Origin of the sequence: Neoroseomonas rubea (assembly GCF_016106015.1) — a bacterium.
Lineage (GTDB): Bacteria > Pseudomonadota > Alphaproteobacteria > Acetobacterales > Acetobacteraceae > Neoroseomonas > Neoroseomonas rubea.
The window spans coordinates 1-18,531 of record NZ_JACADQ010000052.1; the positions used below are offsets into that span (position 1 = coordinate 1).

An 18,531-nucleotide genomic window follows, 5' to 3' on the forward strand; every position below is an offset into this window, starting at 1 on the left:
GTCGGCACTCGCCCCTGCTTCCGCCTGTTCGCGCTGGCCGGCGGGCCGCCGCGCCGGCCGGGCCTGCTGCGCGTCGCGGCGCGCGACGGCGCCTCCATCGCCGCCGAGGTCTGGACGCTGCCCGCCGAGGGCTTCGGCCATTTCGTCGCCGGCATTCCCGCGCCGCTGTGCATCGGCACCGTGCTGCTGAACGACGGCACGACGCCCAAGGGCTTCCTGGTGGAACCCGAAGGGCTGGCTGGCGCCGAGGATATCACCCGCTTCGGTGGCTGGCGCGCCTACCTGGCCGCCACCGCCGCGCCCACCCCCGCCTGAGGCTTCACCGAGGAGAAAGACGGATGATCCGCCGCCGCCACCTGCTTGCCGCCGCCGCGCTGCCGATCGCGGCGCCACACATCGCCAATGCCCAGGCCGCGCGCACCGTGAAGATGGGCTCGCTGCGGCTGATCCATTCCATGCCGCCGCATTTCTACCAGCGTTTCGCCCCGCCCGGCCTGACCATCGAGATCACCACCTTCGACAGCCCGACCGACGGCAAGAACGCCGTCGTCACGCGCAGCGTTGATTTCGGCGGCTTCGGCATCGCTGCCGGCACGCTGGGTGCCGCGGCGGGCGAGCCCGTCGTCGTCATCGGCGCCTTCTCCAACCGCGGCATGGGCGTGGTGGCCAAGACCGGCTCGGGCATCACCAACATCGCCGGGCTGCGCGGCAAGCGCGTCGGCATCTGGCCGGGCTCGACGCAGGAGGTCTTCATCCTCGAGCGGCTGCGCCAGTCGGGCATGACGATCCGCGACATCACCTCCGTCCGCGTGCCCTTCGGCGAGATGCACGCGATGCTGAGCCGCGGTGACATCGACGCCTATGTCGGCGCCGAACCCGGTCCGGGCCTGTCGATCACCTCCGGTGTCGGCACGCTGGTGGAATACCCCTACGGCACGCCGATGGGCGGGCTGAACATGATCTTCGCCACCAGCGAGGCGCTGATCGCGCAGGACCCGGCGCTGGTGCGCACCATGCTCGGCGTCCATCGCCGCGCCACCGAATACATGATGGCGAACCTGCCGGAAGTGGCGGAGGCGACGGTGCGCATCCTCGGCGCGCCGCGCGCCGCGGTGGACCACGCCTTCGCCAACGAGAACATCCAGTACGCCTGGCGGCTGGACGAGACCACGCTGACCCAGGCGCGGCTCTATGCGCAGCAGATGCTGGAGATGCGCCAGATCCGCGCGTTGCCGGACTTCTCGAAGTTCCTCAACCCGCGCTTCTCCAACGAAATCGCGACATCCTGACGGCGGACGGGCGATGAGCGTGACCACATCCGTCGCCGCGGCCCCGGAGACCGCGCCGGTCCGCGCCGGCCCGGGGCTCTGGCAACGTGTGCGCGGCCTGCTGCTCGCGCTCATCGTCCCGCTGCTGCTGCTCGCCTTCTGGCACTACGCGGTCAAGGCGGGGATGACGCGGCTCATCCCCTCCCCCGCCGAGGTCGCCGAATACATGGTGGACTTCGCCGTGGGCGGCATCTGGGACGATGCCTTTTCCGCCACGCTGCACATCCACCTGCTGGCGTCGATGAGCCGTGTGTATGGCGGCTTCGCGCTGGCCGCCCTCGTCGCCGTGCCGCTCGGCATCCTGATCGGGCGGAACGAGACGGTGCGCGCGCTGCTCGACCCCTTCCTGCAGCTGATGCGGCCGATCCCGGTGACCGCCTGGCTGCCGCTTTCGATGATCCTGTTCGGGCTGGGGCCGAAATCGGCCTTCTTCCTGGTCTTCCTCGGCGCGTTCTACCCGATCCTGCTCAACACCGTCTTCGGCGTGCGCAGCGTGGAGAAGCGGCTGTTCGAGGCGGCCTCCATGCTCGGCTGCACCGGCTCCGCCCAGTTCGCGCGCGTGGTGCTGCCGGGCGCCCTGCCGTCGATCTTCACCGGGTTGCGGCTCGGGCTCGGGCTCGCCTGGTTCGTGATCGTGGTGGGGGAGATGACTGGCGTGCCCCAGGGCCTGGGTGCCGTCATCATGGACGGGCGCACGCTGAGCCGCACGGAACTCGTGATCTGCGGCATGATCGTGATCGGGATCGCGGGCTTCGTCTCGGACCGGATCGTGGTGATGCTGATGAACCGCCTGCTGCGCTGGAGCCCGTCCCACCATGGCTGAGCTGCCGATCCTCGACATCCGCGGCGTGGGCAAGATCTATGAGCTGAACGGCCAGAAGATCGAGGCGCTGCGCGACGCGAACCTGACCGTCCGCAAGGGCGAGTTCGTCTGCCTGATCGGCGCCTCCGGCTGCGGGAAGTCCACGCTGCTGCGCATCGTCGCGGGGTTCGAGCCACCGACATCGGGCCAGGCGCTGATGTGGGACAAGCCGGTGGCCGGCCCCGCGCCCGACCGCGGCATGGTGTTCCAGGACTACGGCCTGTTCCCCTGGCTGACGGTGCGACAGAACATCGGCTTCGGCCCGACCTCCCGCGGCCTGCCCAAGGCCGAGGTGCGCGAGACGGTCGAGCGCTTCGTGAACATGGTGGGCCTCACGCGCTTCGCCGACGCCTTCCCGCACCAATTGTCGGGGGGCATGAAGCAGCGCGTGGCGATTGCCCGCGTGCTGGCGAACGATGCAGAGATGGTGCTGATGGACGAGCCCTTCGGCGCTCTCGACGCCATGACGCGCGAGAGGCTGCAGGATGAGCTGCTGGACATCTGGCAGCGCACGAAGCTGACCGTGCTGTTCGTGACGCATTCGATCGAGGAGGCGATCTTCCTCGCCGACCGGGTGGTGGTGATGGAACCCGGCCCCGGGCGCATCGCGAGCGAGCACATGATCGACCTGCCGCGGCCGCGCGACGTCGCATCGCCCGAGTTCAACGTCGTGCGGCGGGATCTCTCGGCCCGGCTGCACAGCCACCACGCGCGCAAGGCGGCCTGACCGACCCATGGCACGAAAGGCTTCGGTGCATCGGGTGCCGATGCGCCATCCCGGCGACGTCTCCGCCATCGCTGCGCTGCTCGATGGCGGCGGGCTGCGGGCCGAGGCGATCGTCGCCATCCTCGGCAAGACCGAGGGCAATGGCTGCGTCAATGACTTCACCCGCGCCTACGCGGTGCATGCGCTGTCGGTCATGCTAGGGCGCAGGCTCGGCCTGACGGAGGAGGAAGTCGCCGCCCGCGTCGCGATGGTCATGTCGGGCGGTACGGAAGGCGGGCTCTCACCGCATTTCCTAGTTTTCGCGGTGGAGGAGACCGATGCGCCCGCGACCGGCGCGCTGGCGCTGGGTGCCGCCTTCACGCGGGACTTCGCGCCGGAGGAGATCGGCCGCATGGCGCAGGTGGAGGCGACGGCGGACGCCGTGCGCGCCGCCATGGCGGAAGCCGGCATCTCCGACACGGCCGATGTCCACTACGTGCAGGTGAAATGCCCGCTGCTGACGAGCGAGCGCATCGCCGCGGCGGAGGCGCGCGGCGCGACCGTCGTGACGCATGACACCTATGCCTCGATGGGGCTGTCGCGCGGCGCCTCGGCGCTTGGCGTCGCGCTGGCGCTGGGCGAGGTGCCGCGCGCCGCATTGTCGGACGCCGTGATCGGCGAGGATCTCTCCCTGTTCTCCGGTCGCGCCTCCTGCTCGGCCGGTATCGAGCTGACGCGCAACGAGGTGGTGGTGATGGGCTGTTCCGCCGCCTGGGCGGGCGAGCTGACCATCGCGCATGCCGTGATGCGCGACGGCATCGACCTGCCCGCGGTCCAGGCGGCGCTGCGCGGCGCGGGGCTCGACCCCGGCGCGGGGCAGTTGCGGGCGGACGACGCGGCGCGGCTGGTCGCGCTGCTCTGCAAGGCCGAGCCATCGACGAACGGACGCATCCGGGAAAACCGCCACATCATGAACGACGACAGCGACATCAACGCGACGCGCCACGCCCGCGCGCTGGTGGGCGGCGTCGCCGCCGCCGCCGTGGGGCGGACGGACCTCTTCGTCTCGGGCGGGGCGGAACACCAGGGGCCGGATGGCGGCGGGCCGGTCGCCATCATCGCGCGGAGGCCCGGCTGATGCGCCCTGTCGAGCGGCTGCGCTACGCCGCGCCCTCCGATCGCCCGCGCCACGAAGGACCGGGTGGGGCACGGCTGATCGTCTGGCCGGTGGTCAATGTCGAGAACTGGCTGATCGACAACCCGATGCCGCGCCAGGTGCTGGTGGCGCCGACGGGTGCCGCGCTGCAGCCGGACGTGCCGAACTGGGCCTGGCACGAATACGGGATGCGGGTTGGGTTCTGGCGCTTCCACGCGCTGTTCGCCCGCCTCGGCATACGCCCCACGCTCTCCGTCAACGGCAGCGTCATCGAGGCCTACCCGCGCGTGGCCGCAGCCGCGCGCGACGCGGGCTGGGAATTCATGGGCCATGGCTGGTTCCAGGTGCCGACGCATCGCGTCGAGGACCAGCGCGGCATGATCGCGCGCACGGCGCAGGCGATCCTGGACTTCACCGGCCGCCCCTGCACCGGCTGGCTCGGCCCGGGCCTGACCGAGACGCCGGAAACGCCGGACCTGCTCGCCGAAGCGGGCATTCGCTGGACCGGCGACTTCGTGGTGGACGACCTGCCTGCGCGCATCGCGACGGCGCACGGGACCATGCTCGCCATGCCCTACAGCGTTGAATTGAACGACATCCCCGTCGTGATGATCCAGCACCATGACGAGCAGGAACTGCCCCGTCGTGCCCGCCTTCAGGCCGCCCGTCTGCTGCGGGAGGCGGAGGAGGATGCCGGCTGCAAGGTGATGTGCGTGGCGATCCACCCCTACATCACCGGCGTGCCGCACCGCATCGGCGCGCTCGAATCCCTGTTCGAGGACCTGTCCGCCGATCCGCGCATCGCCTTCCTGCAGGGCGACGACATCGCCGCCTGGTATCTCGGGACCGGCGATCAGGCCTGATCGAGCAGCTCCGCCACCATGCGCGCCAGCACGGCAAGCGCGGCGGCGACGTCGGGCATGTCGAGCGCCTCGTCCGGATTGTGGCTGCCGTTGCGGTTGCGCAGGAACAGCATGGCGGACGGCAGGCCGACGCCGGCGAAGGTGGCGCAGTCATGCCCGGCGCCGGAGGCCATCTCCTTCGCCGGTACGCCCGCGGCCATCGCCGCGCGCATGAGCAGGTCGCGCAGCCCAGCATCCATCCGCGCCGGCGCGGCATGGGTCGGCGGGCCGAAGTCGAACTCGACGCCGCGCGCGTCGCCGATGCGCAGCGCCTCGGTCTTCAGCCAGTGGTCGATCTCGGAGAGCAGCTCCGCATCCAGGCTGCGGATGTCGAGGCTGAAGCGCAGCAGCCCGGGCACCTTGGTCGGCGCGTGGTGCGCCGGGTCCGTTGCCAGGATACCCGCGGTGCAGACCAGGTCGGCACCGCCGGCCTCCAGCATCGCCCAGCGCGCGTCGAGGGCCGAGATGAGGGCCACGCCCGCCATCGCCGCGTCGCGGCGGAAGGCGCGCGGCACGGCGCCGGCATGGGCGTGCCTGCCGTGGACGACCGCCTGCGGGTAGCGCAGGCTGCCGCGGATGCCGGTGACGATCCCGATGGGCAGCGCTTCCTCGACCAGCACGGGACCCTGCTCGATATGCGGCTCGATGAAGCAGGCGATGCGATCGGTCCGCAGCAGCGCGCGCCCTTCCCGGATGGGCTTAGCGTCCAGGCCCTGATCGCGCATGTGCTCAGCGAGCGTGCGGCCCGTGTCGACGCGCCGCAGCGTGTCGGGCGCCTGCTTCGGCAAGAGCCCGAGCAGGGCACGGCTGCCCAGGTAATGGGCAGGGAACCAGCACATCTCCTCCGCACGGATGCCGAGGATCAGCAGGTCCCGCCGCGGGCGCCGCCCGGCTGCGATCAGCGCCGCGGCCGTGGCGAGGCCGAGCACCACGCCCGCGGCGCCATCGTAGTTTCCGCCATGCGGCACGCTGTCCAGATGGGAACCGATGGCGACCGCCGGCAAGCCGCGATCGGACCCCGGCAACACCATGCGCAGCGTGCCGATGGCGTCGGCGGTCACCTCCAGCCCCAGGCCGCGCGCGGCCTCGGCCATGATGGCGTGGGCTGCGGCCTCGCCCTCGCCGTAGGAGGCGCGCGTCACGCCTGGCGGATCGAGGCTTGCCGCGCGCAGGCGCGCGAACAGCTCCTCGGCAAGCGTCAGTGCGTCGGTCAGGGCGCGGTCGGGGATCGGCATGCGGGGAAGGCTAGCACCCACCGTGCCGCGACGGGCATCCGGCCTTCGGGCTTGCGCGGGCGCTACTCCGCCGCGGCGGCGGGGAAGGTCTTGGCACTGGTGGCGAGGAAGCCCGGGACGTCCTCTGGCGGGATGGGGTGGCTGAAGAGGAAGCCCTGCGCGTCACTGCAGCCGACGCGGCGGAGCCCGGCGAGCTCCGCCTCCGTCTCCACCCCCTCGGCGGTGGTGCGCATGCCGAGGCTCTCCCCGAGCCCGACGATGGCGCTGACGATCGCGCGCGCATCGCCCCGCGCATCGAGGTCGCGCACGAAGGACCGGTCGATCTTGATGGTGTCGAAGGGGAAGCTGCGCAGGTAGCTGAGCGAGGAATAGCCGGTCCCGAAATCGTCCATCGCGATGCGCACGCCGAGTGCGCGCAGGCGGTTCAGCTGCGCGATCACGACCGCGCTGTCCTGCAGCATGATCGTCTCGGTAACCTCGAGCTCGAGCCGATATGGCGCGAGGCCGGAGCCGGACAGCGCTTCACGCACCTGCTCGACGAAGCGCGCATGGCGGAACTGGACGGCGGAGACGTTGACCGCCACCGACATCTGCTCGGGCCAGGAAAGTGCGGTACGACAGGCCTGCCGCAGCACCCATTCGCCGATCTGGACGATCAGGCCCGTCTCCTCGGCGAGCGGGATGAAGGAGGCCGGCAGCGTCAGGGTGCCGTCGGGCTGGCGCCACCGCAGCAGCGCCTCGAAGCCGCTGACGCGGAGGGAGCCGACCTCGAGCAGCGGCTGGTACAGCAGCGTGAAGCTCTCCTGCTCCAGCGCGTCGCGCAGCGCGATCTCCAGGGAGCGCCGCTCCTGCATGCGCGCGTCCATCGCCGGCTCGAAGAAGCGCCAGATACCCCGCCCGTCGGCCTTGGCGCGATAGAGAGCAAGGTCGGCCGCCTTGAGCAGCGTATCCGCCGCGGCGCCGTCCGCCGGCGCCAGCGCAATGCCGATGCTGGTGCCGACGACGATGCGGTGCCCGTTGATGAGGTAGGGCGCGGAGACGACCTCGACGATCCTCTGCGCGAGCGCCGCCGTATCGGGCGGCTGGCGCGCCAGGTCCTGGATGATGGCGAACTCGTCGCCGCCAAGACGCGCGACCATGTCGGTGTCCCGCAGCGTCGTGCGCAGGCGCGCCGTCACCTCCTTCAGCAGAAGGTCCCCGATCGGGTGGCCGAGCGTGTCGTTGACCTGCTTGAAGCGGTCGAGGTCGAGGCAGAACAGGGCGAAGCCCTCGCCACGCTGTGCCCGCGCGAGCGCCTGGTCGATCCGGGCCAGGAAGTGCGCGCGGTTCGGCAGGCCGGTCAGCGCGTCATGCTGCGCGAGATGGGCGATCCGGGCCTGCTGGGCGCGCCGCTCGGTGATGTCCTGCACGAGCAGCACGCAGCCGGACCCTTCCATCCGACGTGAGGAGAGGAGGAGGGTACGCCCGCCGGCCATGCGCTCGATCTCGGCCGCGCCGCCGGACAACAGGCTGCGGCGCATGTCGCGCGTCGCCTCCTGCGCCCCCTGGCCGGGGCAGAAGCCGCGCGCGCTGGCGGCGGCGACCAGGTCCTCGAGCTTCGCGTCCGGGACGATCACGCCGTCGGGAAGGCCGAGCAACTCGCCGAGCCTCGCATTCACGACGACGATGCGCTCCTCGGCATCGAGCATGGCGAGCCCGTGCGGCATATTCGCCAGCGCCGCCTCGAAGCGCAGGTTCTGGATGCTGAGGTTCCGCAGCAGGCGCTCCAGCTCGGCATTCGCGCCTTCGAGCTCGGCCGCCATGAGATCCATGGCGCGGTCTGTGCGCAGCCGGTCGCGCTCCGCTTCCTCGTAGGAAGATCGGACCATGCGCGCGAGCGCCGCGATGTCGAGGTGGCCGTCCGGACGCGACGCGAGCGCCAACTGGCGCGCGAAGAGTCGCTCCATCTTGGCTTCGACGTCGCGCATCACGCGGCTTCGCGCAGCAGGGTGATGGTCATGGTCTGGTTGTGCAGCTCGCACTGGCCGCCGCTGGCATGTGGCGAAAGCTCGCCATAGGAGTAGAAGCCGAGGATCGGCTGGCCCGGCGGGAGTTGCGCCGCCACCGCCTCGATCTCCTCGGCCGTGCGCTGCCCCATCAGGAGGCGCCGGCCGATGCAGCTGACCATGAGCGCGAGCCCGTCCCCCGCGCCGCCCCCGCAGCCGCGGGCCGCGGCGCGCGCGGCTTCCGCTGCGCCGGAGACGAGGCCATCGACGCCGCCGCGCATGAGCTGCGCACGCCAGCCGACCGGCATGTCGCCGGCGAAGGTCATGCTGCGCGTCGCGTGGTCCACGCCGAGCACCGTGCGGACCAGTTCATGGTCCGGGCGGGCCGGATTCCAGATGCGCAGCGGGAACAGCAGGGCGCTGCCGGGCAGGCCCTGCGCCTCCTCACCCAGGTAGCGTTCATACAGATCGAGCGCCGGCGCGCCGTCGAGTTCGTGAAGCACGGATCCCTCGGCGCGGGTGATGCGTCGCTCGGGACCGAAGCGGCGCCAACCGCCGGCGCTGCCATGGCCGAAGCGGAGGGAGGAGCCGTAGAGGCCGATCGCGGCGACGCGGCGCTCGGCCGGCGCGTCGTCTCCGGCGCCGACGAACGTCGCGGCGAAGGCCGATCCGTCGCCGGCCAATCCACCGCTGACCGGCACGTTCGGACCGAGTCCCTCGGTGATGCCCGCGGCAAGCGCACTCCCGTTCACATGCAGCCCGTCGGACAGCAGCAGCACGGCGCCGAGGTCAGGCGCGGCGAGCATCGCGCCAAGCCGGCGCCCGCAGGCGTGAGAACCATCCCGCGCGATCGAGTCCTCCGTCGCGAGCCGCACGCGCGTCGCCGCGAAGCGCAGCGCGGCACCCACGACGCCGTCCTCCTCCACCTCAAGCCCAAGAGATTGGCCGCCCGTGCTGCAGCCGACCACGACCGCACCCGGGAAGGCCGCGCGCAGCACCCGGTGACAGCGGCCTTCGGCAAGCACCCCGCGCGCGCCGAAATACAGCACGAGGTCCGCCTGCGAGGCACCCGCGGCCATCGCGAGGCCATCTTCGGGCGACCAGCTGAGAGTCGCGACCTGCATGGGTGCTCCACGTTCCTCGCCACCGAGATAAATTCGCCGGCGTGCAGGAACGGTTAATGCGCCTTGGCGGGCTGCGTCGCTTTCGGGGGCGGGCCCTTATCTGGTAGCGTACCGCGCAGGCACTTCTGCCCGCTCCGGAGACAGCATCCTGGACACGCACGCCGCCCCCGTTCCCGCCGCGAGCGGCGCCGCCGCGCTGCGCGAGCTGATCCTGCGCAAGCTGACCTACACGCTCGGCAAGCTGCCGTCGGAAGCGCGGGACCGCGACTGGTTCGTCGCAACCGCCCTGGCGGTTCGCGACCACATCACCGAGCGCTTCCTCGCGCAGATGCAGGCGACGCGCGGGAATGAGGGCAAGCATGTCTACTACCTCTCCCTCGAATTCCTGATCGGGCGGCTGCTGCGGGAGAACGTCCACAATCTGGGCATGGCGGAGGATCTGCGCGCCGCGCTGGCCGACCTCGGCGTCACGCCAGACCAGGCGCGGCTCGCCGAACCTGACGCGGCGCTCGGCAATGGCGGGCTCGGACGGCTCGCCGCCTGCTTCCTCGAGAGCATGTCGAGCCTCTCCATCCCCGCCTTCGGCTACGGCATCCGCTACGACCACGGCCTGTTCCGCCAGATCCTGCGCGACGGCTGGCAGCAGGAATTCCCCGAGGACTGGCTGTCCTTCGGCAATCCCTGGGAATTCGCCCGCCCCGAGATCCGCCACCGCATCGGCTTCGGCGGGGAGGTGGTGGCCGAGGCGCAGCCCGACGGAACCGAGAAGCTGACCTGGCAGCCCGGCGAGTGGGTTGATGCCGTCGCCTACGACACGCCGGTGGTGGGCTGGCGCGGAAAGCATGTCAACCTGCTGCGGCTGTGGCGCGCGCGCGCGCCCGACCCGCTGCGGCTCGATGCCTTCAACCGCGGCGACCATGTCGGCGCGCTGGAGGAACAGGTCCGCGCCGAAGCGATCTCGAAGGTCCTCTACCCGGCCGATGACAGTCCGGCCGGGCAGGAATTGCGCCTGCGGCAGGAGTATTTCTTCACCTCCGCCGCCCTGCAGGACCTGGTGCGGCGGCAACTGCGCCAGGCCGGCCGCGTCAATACGCTGGCCGAGCGCGTTTCCATCCAGCTGAACGACACGCATCCGGCGATCGCGATCGCCGAGCTCATGCGCATCCTGGTGGACGAACACGATGTCCCCTGGGCCGAGGCGTGGCGGATCACCCGCGGCGCGATTTCCTACACCAACCACACCCTGCTGCCGGAAGCGCTCGAATCCTGGCCCGTGCCGCTGATGGAACGGCTGCTGCCGCGGCACATGCAGATCATCTACGCCATCAACGCCGAGCATCTGGACGCGGTGCGCGCCACCCATCCCGGCGATGACGCGCTGCTCGCCTCCGTCTCCCTGATCGGGGAGGACCATGGCCGGCGCGTGCGCATGGGGCAGCTCGCCTTCGTCGGGTCGCACAGGGTGAACGGCGTCTCCGCCCTGCACACCGGGCTGATGCGGGAGACGGTGTTCCGCGACCTGCACAGGCTGCATCCGGACCGCATCGTCAACCGCACCAACGGCATCTCCTTCCGCCGCTGGCTGATGCAGTGCAATCCCGGGCTGACGACGCTGCTGACCGATGCGCTCGGCCCCGCTGTGCTGGACGACGCGATGCGGCTGGAGGCGCTGCGCCCCTGCGCGGACGACGCCGCCTTCCGCGGCCGCTACGCCGCGGCCAAGCGCGCCAACAAGGAAGCGCTGGCGGTGCTGGTGCAGGAACAGACCGGCGTGCGCATCGACCCGGCCGCGCTGTTCGACGTGCAGATCAAGCGCATCCACGAGTACAAGCGGCAATTGCTGAACGTGCTGCAGACCGTGGCGCTGTACGAGGCGATCCGCGCCCAGCCAATGCGGGACTGGACGCCGGTGGTGAAGATCTTCTCCGGCAAGGCCGCGCCCGGCTACCACCGCGCCAAGCTCATCATCAAGCTGGCGAGCGACGTCGCGCGCACCGTCAACCGCGACCCCGCCGTGCGCGGGCTGCTCAAGGTCGTGTTCCTGCCGAACTACAACGTGACGGCGGCCGAGATGATGGTGCCCGCGGCCGACCTGTCGGAGCAGATCTCGACCGCGGGGATGGAGGCGTCCGGCACCGGCAACATGAAGCTGGCGCTGAACGGCGCGCTGACCATCGGCACGCTGGACGGCGCGACGGTGGAGATGGCGGATCGCATCGGCGCCGAGCACATGTTCCTCTTCGGCCTGTCGGCCGCAGAGGTGGAGGAACGGCGCGCCGCCGGCTGGTCCGGCGCGCAGGCCGTCGCGGCCTCCGACACTCTGGCCGAGGTGCTGGACGCGGTCGGCGGCGGCGTCTTCTCTCCCGACGACCATGGCCGCTATCGCGAGCTGGTGGACAGCCTGCGCGGCAATGACTGGTTCATGGTGGCGGCCGACTTCGACGCCTATCTCGCCGCGCAGCAGCGCGCAGCGGCATTGTACCGCGAGCCGGAGGCCTGGCGCCGCGCCGCGGTGCTGAACACGGCGGCCATGGGGTGGTTCTCGGCCGACCGGGCCATCGCCGAATACGCCGCCGGCATCTGGGGCGTGCCGACATCGTCATGACAGCCTGGCGCGCCGAGGAGCAGGCCATCGCGGACCTGCTCGCCGCGCGCCACGGCGACCCCTTCGCGCTGCTCGGCCCGCACGAGGTCGCGGGGGGCCTCGCCATTCGCGCCTTCGTGCCCGGGACGGAGACGCTGACCGCCCTGCTGCCTGGCGGCATGCTGGCGCTGGAGCGCCGGAATGACGCGGGCTTCTTCGAAGGCTTCACCCCCGACGCGCCCGGACCACCGCCCTATCGCCTGCGCGCGACGCGCGGGACGGAGAGCTGGACGTTCGACGACCCCTACGCCTTCGGCCCGACACTCGGCCCGCTCGACGACCATCTTCTCGTCGAAGGCACGCATGCGCGGCTGTTCGAACGGCTAGGCGCGCATCCCTGCGTGCATGAGGGCGTGGCCGGCACGCGCTTCGCCGTCTGGGCGCCGAATGCGCGGCGCGTCTCGGTCGTCGGCGACTTCAACGCCTGGGACGGGCGGCGCCACCCGATGCGCAAGCGCGTCGATTCAGGCCTATGGGAGATCTTCCTTCCTGCCGTCGCGGAAGGCGCGCGCTACAAGTTCGAGATCCTCGGCCGTGACGGCGCGCTGTGCCCGCTGAAGGCGGACCCTTACGGCTTCGCCGCCGAGCTGCGCCCGGCCACCGCCTCCATCGTCGCGCGCACGGACGGGTTCGACTGGACCGACCAGGCCTGGATGGCCGCCCGCGCGGCGCACGACACGCGCCGTGCGCCCATGGCGATCTACGAGGTCCATGCCGGATCCTGGCGCCGCCATCCCGACGGCCGCTTCTACAGCTGGGACGAGATCTCCGAGGCGCTGATCCCCTACGCGGTCGACCTCGGCTTCACGCATCTCGAATTCATGCCGGTCAACGAGCATCCGCTCGACGCCTCCTGGGGCTACCAGCCGATCGGGCTGCACGCAGCCACGGCGCGGCACGGGCCGCCGGAGGGGCTGGCGCGGCTGATCGATCGCGCGCATGCGGCAGGGCTCGGCGTCATCCTCGACTGGGTGCCGGCGCATTTCCCGCTCGATGCCGCGGGCCTGTCGCGCTTCGACGGCGGGCCGCTCTACGAGCATCCCGACCCCCGCCGCGGCTTCCTGCCGGGCTGGGGCACGGCGGTGTTCGATTTCGGCCGGCGGGAGGTGGCGGCCTTCCTCGCCGCCAACGCGCTGTTCTGGCTCGAGCGCTTCCACGCCGACGGGCTGCGCGTCGATGCCGTCTCCTCCATGCTGTATCTCGACTACGACCGCGCGCCAGATGCCTGGGCGCCGAACGAGGATGGCAGCAACGTCAACCGCGACGCGGTCGCCTTCCTCCAGCACGTCAACGGGCTGATCGCGCGGGAGGCGCCTGGCGCGGTCACCTGCGCCGAGGAAGCCTCCGCCTGGCCCGGCATCACCGCGCCGCCCGTCGGCACGGGCCTCGGTTTCCGGCTCAAGTGGAACATGGGCTGGATGAACGACACGCTGCGCTATGTGGCGAAGGATCCCATCCACCGGCGCCACCACCACGACCTGGTCACCTTCGGTCTGATGTATGCGTGGAACGAGGCCTTCATCCTGCCGCTCAGCCATGACGAGGTGGTGCACGGCAAGGGAACGCTGCTCGGCCGCATGCCGGGCGACGACTGGCAGCGCTTCGCGACGCTGCGCTGCCTGTACGCGCATATGTGGGGGCATCCGGGCAAGAAGCTGCTGTTCATGGGCCAGGAATTCGCCCCCTGGCGGGAATGGTCGGAAACGCGCGAATGCGACTGGTGGCTGCTTCAATACGCGCCCCATCGCGGCGTGCAGGACCTGGTGCGCGAGTTGAACCGCCTTCACCGCACCCATCCCGCACTGCATGCGCGGGATTGCGAGCCCGAGGGCTTCCGCTGGATCGAGGCCGATGATGCCGACCGCTCGGCCTTCTCCTGGCTGCGCTTCGACGGGGCCGGCGGGCCGCCCGTTGCCGTCGTGACCAACTTCACGCCGCTGGCGCGCCCCGGGCATGTCATCGGCCTGCCCGCCGCCGGCGCCTGGCGCGTGCTGTTGAACACCGATGCGGCGCGCTACGGCGGCAGCGGCGCCGGCAGCGCCGGCGAGATCATGGCCGACCCGGTCGGTTACCGTGACCTGCCGGCCAGCGCCGCGCTCGACCTGCCGCCGCTCGGCGCGCTGTTTCTGGAGCCGGTTTCCTGGCCGCTGCCGGAACGGGCATGATGCCGCGACGACCGGGAGACGAACGACATGGCGGATGACAGACCCACCATCGGCCCACCCTATGCGCGGCATGCCATGGCCTATGTGCTGGCCGGCGGGCGCGGCTCGCGGCTGATGGAACTGACCGACCGGCGGGCCAAGCCCGCGGTCTATTTCGGCGGCAAGTCGCGCATCGTCGACTTCGCACTGTCCAACGCCCTTAACTCCGGCATCCGCCGCATCGCGGTCGCGACGCAGTACAAGGCGCACAGCCTGATCCGGCATTTGCAGCGCGGCTGGAACTTCCTCCGCCCCGAGCGCAACGAGACCTTCGACATCCTGCCAGCCAGCCAGCGCGTCGACGAACGTTCCTGGTACCTCGGCACGGCGGATGCGGTGTTCCAGAACCTCGACATCATCGAGGACTACGCGCCGCGCTTCATGGTCATCCTCGCCGGCGACCACATCTACAAGATGGACTACGAGCAGATGCTCGCGCAGCATGTGGAAAGCGGCGCCGATGTCACGGTGGGCTGCATCACCGTCCCGCGCATGGAGGCGACCGGCTTCGGCGTGATGCATGTGGACGAGACCGACCGCATCACCGCCTTCGTGGAAAAGCCCTCCGATCCGCCCGCCATTCCGGGGGAGCCCGACCGCGCGCTCGCCTCGATGGGCATCTATGTCTTCGACACGCGCTTCCTCGCCGCGGAACTGCGGCGTGACGCGGCCGAGGCGCATTCGACGCACGATTTCGGCAAGGACATGATCCCGCACATCGTCGCGAATGGCCGTGCGGTGGCGCATCGCTTCGAACGCTCCTGCGTGCGCTCGGGCGCGGAGGCCGCGCCCTATTGGCGTGATGTCGGCACCGTCGACGCCTATTGGCACGCGAATGTCGACCTGACGGACATCGTGCCCGACCTCGACCTCTATGACCGCGCCTGGCCGATCTGGACGCATGCGGAAGTCACGCCGCCGGCCAAGTTCGTGCACGACATCGACGGGCGACGGGGGGAGGCGATCTCCTCCCTCGTCTCCGGCGGCTGCATCGTCTCTGGCGCGCGGGTGCGGCGCTCGCTGCTCTCGACGGGGACGCACCTGCATTCCTATGCCGCGCTTGATGGCGCCGTGGTGCTGCCCAATGTCGATGTCGGGCGCGGCGCGCGGCTGACGAATGTCGTGGTCGACCGCGGGGTGCGCATCCCGGACGGGCTCGTGGTGGGCGAGGATCCTGATCTGGATGCGGAACGCTTCCGGCGCACGGAGTCCGGCATCTGCCTGATCACCCAGGCGATGATCGACCGGCTGGACTGACGCCGTGGCCCTGCCCGTCCTCGCCGTCGCGTCGGAACTCTATCCCCTGGTCAAGACCGGCGGGCTGGCCGATGCGGCCGGCGCGCTGCCAGCCGCGCTCGCGCCGCACGGAGTGGCGGTGCGCACGCTCATTCCCGGCTATCGCCAGGTGCTTGCGCGGCTAGAGGCGCCGCGCAAGGTGCTGGAGATGCCGGGGCTGTTCGGCGGCGTGGCGCGGGTGCTGGAAGGCCGCGCCGCTGGGCTCGACCTGTATGTGCTGGACGCGCCGCATCTGTATGACCGGCCGGGCGGGCCATACACGGCGCCGGACGCGGCCGAATGGGGCGACAATGCCGCGCGCTTCGCAGCCCTCGGGCGCGCCGCTGCGACCATCGCGCAGACCCAGGGCTTCGCCGCGGTGCATGCGCATGACTGGCAGGCCGGGCTCGCGGCTGCCTATCTGCGCTTCGCGCCGCGGCGCATCCCCTCGCTCTTCACCATCCACAACCTCGCCTACCAGGGAAAATTCCCGGCGGCGGTCTTCCCCGCCCTTGGCTTGCCGCCGGAGGCCTTCCGGCGCGAGGGCCTGGAATACTACGGCGCCGTCGGCTTCCTGAAGGCGGGGCTGTGGTACGCGGATGCGATCACCACCGTCTCGCCCTCCTATGCCGAGGAGATCCTGACTCCGGCCGGGGGCATGGGGCTGGATGGGCTGCTGCGCGGCCGGGCGGGCGACCTGCACGGCATCCTCAACGGCCTCGACACCGAGGACTGGGATCCGGCCAGAGACACGCATCTCGCCGCGCGCTTCACGGCCGGGGATGTCGCGCCGCGCGCGGCCAACCGTGCGGCCTTGCAGAAGCGGTTCGGCCTCGCGCCCGACCCCGATGCCCCGCTCTTCGCCTTCATCGGCCGGCTCGCCTGGCAGAAGGGCGCGGACCTGCTGCTGGAAGCCGCGCATGTGCTGATGGCGGGCGGTGCGCAGCTGGCCATCATCGGCTCTGGCGAAGGTGGGCTCGAACACGCCTGCCGCGGCTTCGCGGCCGCCAATCCGGGCCGCGCGGGCGCCTTCATCGGCTTCGACGAGGGCCTCGCGCGGCTCGTCTATGGCGGGGCGGATGCGCTCGTCGTGCCTTCGCGCTTCGAGCCCTGCGGCCTCGCGCAGCTTGCCGCCCTGCGCTACGGCGCGGTGCCGGTCGTGGCGCGCACCGGGGGGCTTGCCGACACCGTCATCGATGCGAGTCCCGTCGCGCTCGCCGCCGACTGCGCGACGGGCGTGCAGGTGGCGCCAGGCAGCGCGGATGCGTTCGCGGCCGGGCTGCGCCGCGCGCTGGCGCTGTTCCGCGACACTTCCACCTGGCGCGGGATCCAGGCGCGCGGCATGGCGACCGACGTCTCCTGGGGCCCGTCCGCCGCCCGCTACGCGGCGCTGCTCAAGGGGCTGGCCGCCCGGCATGGATGAGGGCGCGGCCGAGCCGCTCGGCGTCCATCTCGCGCCCGGCGGGGCGAACATCGCCATCCCGGCGCCGGGCGCGACGGCGATCGACCTCTGCCTGTTCGACGCGAAGGATCGGGAGACCGCGCGCTTGCGCCTGCCCGGCCGCACCGGCGATGTCTTCCACGGCTTCGTGCCGGGCCTCCGAGAGGGCGCGCGCTACGGGCTCCGCGCGCATGGTCCCTGTGCGCCAGAGCGCGGGCTGCGCTTCGATCCGGCGAAGCTGCTGCTCGACCCCTGGGCGCGGAAGATCGACCGCCGCTTCGCGCCGCATGAGAGCCTCGCCATCCTCGGCGCGGACACCGCCGCCCTCATGCCGAAGGCGGTGCTGACGCGGCCGCTGCCCGACCTGCCGGCGCCCGTCATCGACGGCCCGCGCGTGATCTACGAACTGAATGTGCGCGGCTTCACCCGCACCCATCCCGCGATCCCGGAGGCGCTCCGCGGCACCTTCGCCGGCCTCGCCCATCCGGCGGCGATCGCGCATCTCAAACGCCTCGGCGTGACGCATGTGGAACTGATGCCGGCTGCCGCCTGGGCGGATGAGCCGATGCTCGCCCCGCGCGGCCTGACCAACCACTGGGGCTACAATCCCGTCGGCTGGCTCGCGCCCGAGCCGCGCCTCGCCCCGGGCGGCATGGCGGAGGTGCGCGCCGCCGTCGCCGCGCTGGCGGCGGAGGGCATCGGGACCATCCTCGACGTCGTGCTGAACCATTCGGGAGAGGGCGAGGAGGAAGGGCCGACGCTTTCGCTCCGCGGCCTCGGCGACGCGGCCTGGTACCGCACCCTGCCCGGCGCGCCCGGGCGCTACGCGAACGATGCGGGCTGCGGCAACACGCTCGCGCTGGACCGGCCCTGGCCGCTGCGGCTCGCCATGGATGCGCTGCGGCACTGGGCGGGGCAGGCGCGGCTCGCGGCGCTGCGGCTCGACCTCGCCACCACGCTCGGACGCCGCGCGGAGGGTTTCGACCCGGATGCGCCGCTGCTGCAGGCGATGCGCCAGGACCCGCTGCTGCGCGACCGCTGGATCATCGCCGAACCCTGGGATGTCGGGCATCACGGCCATCGCCTCGGCGCCTTCCCGCCCGGCTGGGGGGAATGGAACGACCGCTTCCGCGACGGGGTGCGGCGCTTCTGGCGCGGCGATGCGGGCAGCATCGGGGATTTCGCGACGCGACTGGCCGGATCGCGCGACGTCTTCGCCGCGCGGCCCGCGACGGACAGCGTGAACTACGTCACGGCGCATGACGGCTTCACGCTCGCCGACCTCGTCGCCCACACACGCAAGCGCAACGCGGCGAATGGCGAGGAGAACCGCGACGGCACCGACGACAACCTCTCCTGGTCGCATGGCGTCGAGGGCGCGACCGGGGATGCCGCGATCCTCGGCCGCCGCCGCGCCGATGTGCGGGCGCTGCTGGCGACGCTGCTCGCCGCGCGCGGCACGCCGATGCTGTCCATGGGCGACGAGGCCGGGCGCAGCCAAGGCGGCAACAACAACGCCTGGTGCCAGGACAATGCGACGTCGTGGTTCGACTGGACGGGCGCGGACGCGGCGCTGATCGACTTCACCGCGCGCCTGGTCGCCGCGCGCCGCGCCCATCCCGCGCTGCACGGCGCGGCGCCGCTGACGGGCGCGGCCGACGCGACCGGC

Annotated in this window: 14 protein-coding genes; 11 read left to right on the plus strand and 3 right to left on the minus strand. The window is 71.4% G+C overall.

Features of this window, described 5'->3' with window-relative positions:
* The 6 genes from HW577_RS08105 to HW577_RS08130 all read left to right on the plus strand — a co-directional run.
* The coding region (locus tag HW577_RS08105; protein WP_198375636.1) for an allophanate hydrolase-related protein at window positions 1–315 on the plus strand (315 nt) is incomplete at its 5' end.
* Window positions 316–338: 23 nt separating this feature from the next.
* Window positions 339–1,289, plus strand: a complete 951-nt coding sequence (locus HW577_RS08110) for an ABC transporter substrate-binding protein (RefSeq protein WP_198375637.1) — start codon at window positions 339–341, stop codon at window positions 1,287–1,289.
* 13 nt (window positions 1,290–1,302) lie between these two features.
* Entirely contained in the window at window positions 1,303–2,151 is an 849-nt protein-coding gene (locus HW577_RS08115; protein ID WP_198375638.1) for an ABC transporter permease, read from the plus strand.
* Window positions 2,144–2,917, plus strand: a complete 774-nt coding sequence (locus HW577_RS08120; protein ID WP_198375639.1) for an ABC transporter ATP-binding protein — start codon at window positions 2,144–2,146, stop codon at window positions 2,915–2,917. The genes HW577_RS08115 and HW577_RS08120 overlap by 8 nt, the downstream gene beginning before the upstream one ends.
* Before the next feature lie 25 nt (window positions 2,918–2,942).
* The gene (atzD, locus tag HW577_RS08125; protein ID WP_332837544.1) at window positions 2,943–4,034 is read left to right on the plus strand and encodes a cyanuric acid amidohydrolase; all 1,092 of its coding nucleotides are present in this window, start codon (window positions 2,943–2,945) and stop codon (window positions 4,032–4,034) included.
* Window positions 4,034–4,915, plus strand: a complete 882-nt coding sequence (locus HW577_RS08130; protein ID WP_198375641.1) for a polysaccharide deacetylase family protein — start codon at window positions 4,034–4,036, stop codon at window positions 4,913–4,915. The genes atzD and HW577_RS08130 overlap by 1 nt, the downstream gene beginning before the upstream one ends.
* Here HW577_RS08130 and HW577_RS08135 read toward each other — a convergent pair.
* The 3 genes from HW577_RS08135 to HW577_RS08145 form a co-directional block, all read right to left on the minus strand.
* A complete protein-coding gene (locus tag HW577_RS08135; RefSeq protein ID WP_198375642.1) occupies window positions 4,906–6,189 on the minus strand; it encodes a hydantoinase/carbamoylase family amidase in 1,284 nt (427 codons plus the stop codon). The two genes, HW577_RS08130 and HW577_RS08135, sit on opposite strands and share 10 nt — an antisense overlap.
* A 62-nt stretch (window positions 6,190–6,251) precedes the next feature.
* Window positions 6,252–8,156, minus strand: a complete 1,905-nt coding sequence (locus HW577_RS08140; protein ID WP_198375643.1) for a putative bifunctional diguanylate cyclase/phosphodiesterase — start codon at window positions 8,154–8,156, stop codon at window positions 6,252–6,254.
* A complete protein-coding gene (locus HW577_RS08145) occupies window positions 8,156–9,298 on the minus strand; it encodes an FIST signal transduction protein (protein ID WP_198375644.1) in 1,143 nt (380 codons plus the stop codon). The genes HW577_RS08140 and HW577_RS08145 overlap by 1 nt, the downstream gene beginning before the upstream one ends.
* A 211-nt stretch (window positions 9,299–9,509) precedes the next feature.
* On the opposite strand from HW577_RS08145, the gene HW577_RS08150 reads away from it, so the two are divergent.
* From HW577_RS08150 to glgX, 5 genes are all read left to right on the plus strand, one after another.
* On the plus strand, window positions 9,510–11,903 hold the full coding sequence (locus HW577_RS08150) for a glycogen/starch/alpha-glucan phosphorylase (RefSeq protein WP_419956578.1): 2,394 nt from the start codon (window positions 9,510–9,512) through the stop codon (window positions 11,901–11,903).
* Window positions 11,900–14,107 carry a 1,4-alpha-glucan branching protein GlgB gene (glgB, locus tag HW577_RS08155; protein ID WP_198375645.1) on the plus strand — a complete coding sequence of 736 codons (2,208 nt, stop codon included), beginning with the start codon at window positions 11,900–11,902 and terminating at the stop codon, window positions 14,105–14,107. Before HW577_RS08150 ends, glgB begins: the two co-directional genes overlap by 4 nt.
* 27 nt (window positions 14,108–14,134) lie before the next feature.
* The gene (gene glgC, locus HW577_RS08160) at window positions 14,135–15,403 is read left to right on the plus strand and encodes a glucose-1-phosphate adenylyltransferase (protein ID WP_232474769.1); all 1,269 of its coding nucleotides are present in this window, start codon (window positions 14,135–14,137) and stop codon (window positions 15,401–15,403) included.
* Between the two features lie 10 nt (window positions 15,404–15,413).
* Window positions 15,414–16,844 carry a glycogen synthase GlgA gene (gene glgA / locus HW577_RS08165; RefSeq protein ID WP_198375649.1) on the plus strand — a complete coding sequence of 477 codons (1,431 nt, stop codon included), beginning with the start codon at window positions 15,414–15,416 and terminating at the stop codon, window positions 16,842–16,844.
* Window positions 16,837–18,531, plus strand: a 1,695-nt coding sequence (gene glgX, locus HW577_RS08170) for a glycogen debranching protein GlgX (protein WP_198375646.1), incomplete at its 3' end; no start/stop codon positions are given. The genes glgA and glgX, both read left to right, overlap by 8 nt.

Excerpts from the sequence above, each read along its gene's own strand:
- HW577_RS08110 (WP_198375637.1), top strand. The coding sequence starts at position 339 with ATGATCCGCCGCCGCCACCTGCTTGCCGCCGCCGCGCTGCCGATCGCG.
- HW577_RS08115 (WP_198375638.1), top strand. The coding sequence starts at position 1,303 with ATGAGCGTGACCACATCCGTCGCCGCGGCCCCGGAGACCGCGCCGGTC.
- HW577_RS08120 (WP_198375639.1), top strand. The coding sequence starts at position 2,144 with ATGGCTGAGCTGCCGATCCTCGACATCCGCGGCGTGGGCAAGATCTAT.
- HW577_RS08130 (WP_198375641.1), top strand. The coding sequence starts at position 4,034 with ATGCGCCCTGTCGAGCGGCTGCGCTACGCCGCGCCCTCCGATCGCCCG.
- HW577_RS08135 (WP_198375642.1), bottom strand. The coding sequence starts at position 6,189 with ATGCCGATCCCCGACCGCGCCCTGACCGACGCACTGACGCTTGCCGAG.
- HW577_RS08140 (WP_198375643.1), bottom strand. The coding sequence starts at position 8,156 with ATGCGCGACGTCGAAGCCAAGATGGAGCGACTCTTCGCGCGCCAGTTG.
- HW577_RS08145 (WP_198375644.1), bottom strand. The coding sequence starts at position 9,298 with ATGCAGGTCGCGACTCTCAGCTGGTCGCCCGAAGATGGCCTCGCGATG.
- glgB (WP_198375645.1), top strand. The coding sequence starts at position 11,900 with ATGACAGCCTGGCGCGCCGAGGAGCAGGCCATCGCGGACCTGCTCGCC.
- glgC (WP_232474769.1), top strand. The coding sequence starts at position 14,135 with ATGGCGGATGACAGACCCACCATCGGCCCACCCTATGCGCGGCATGCC.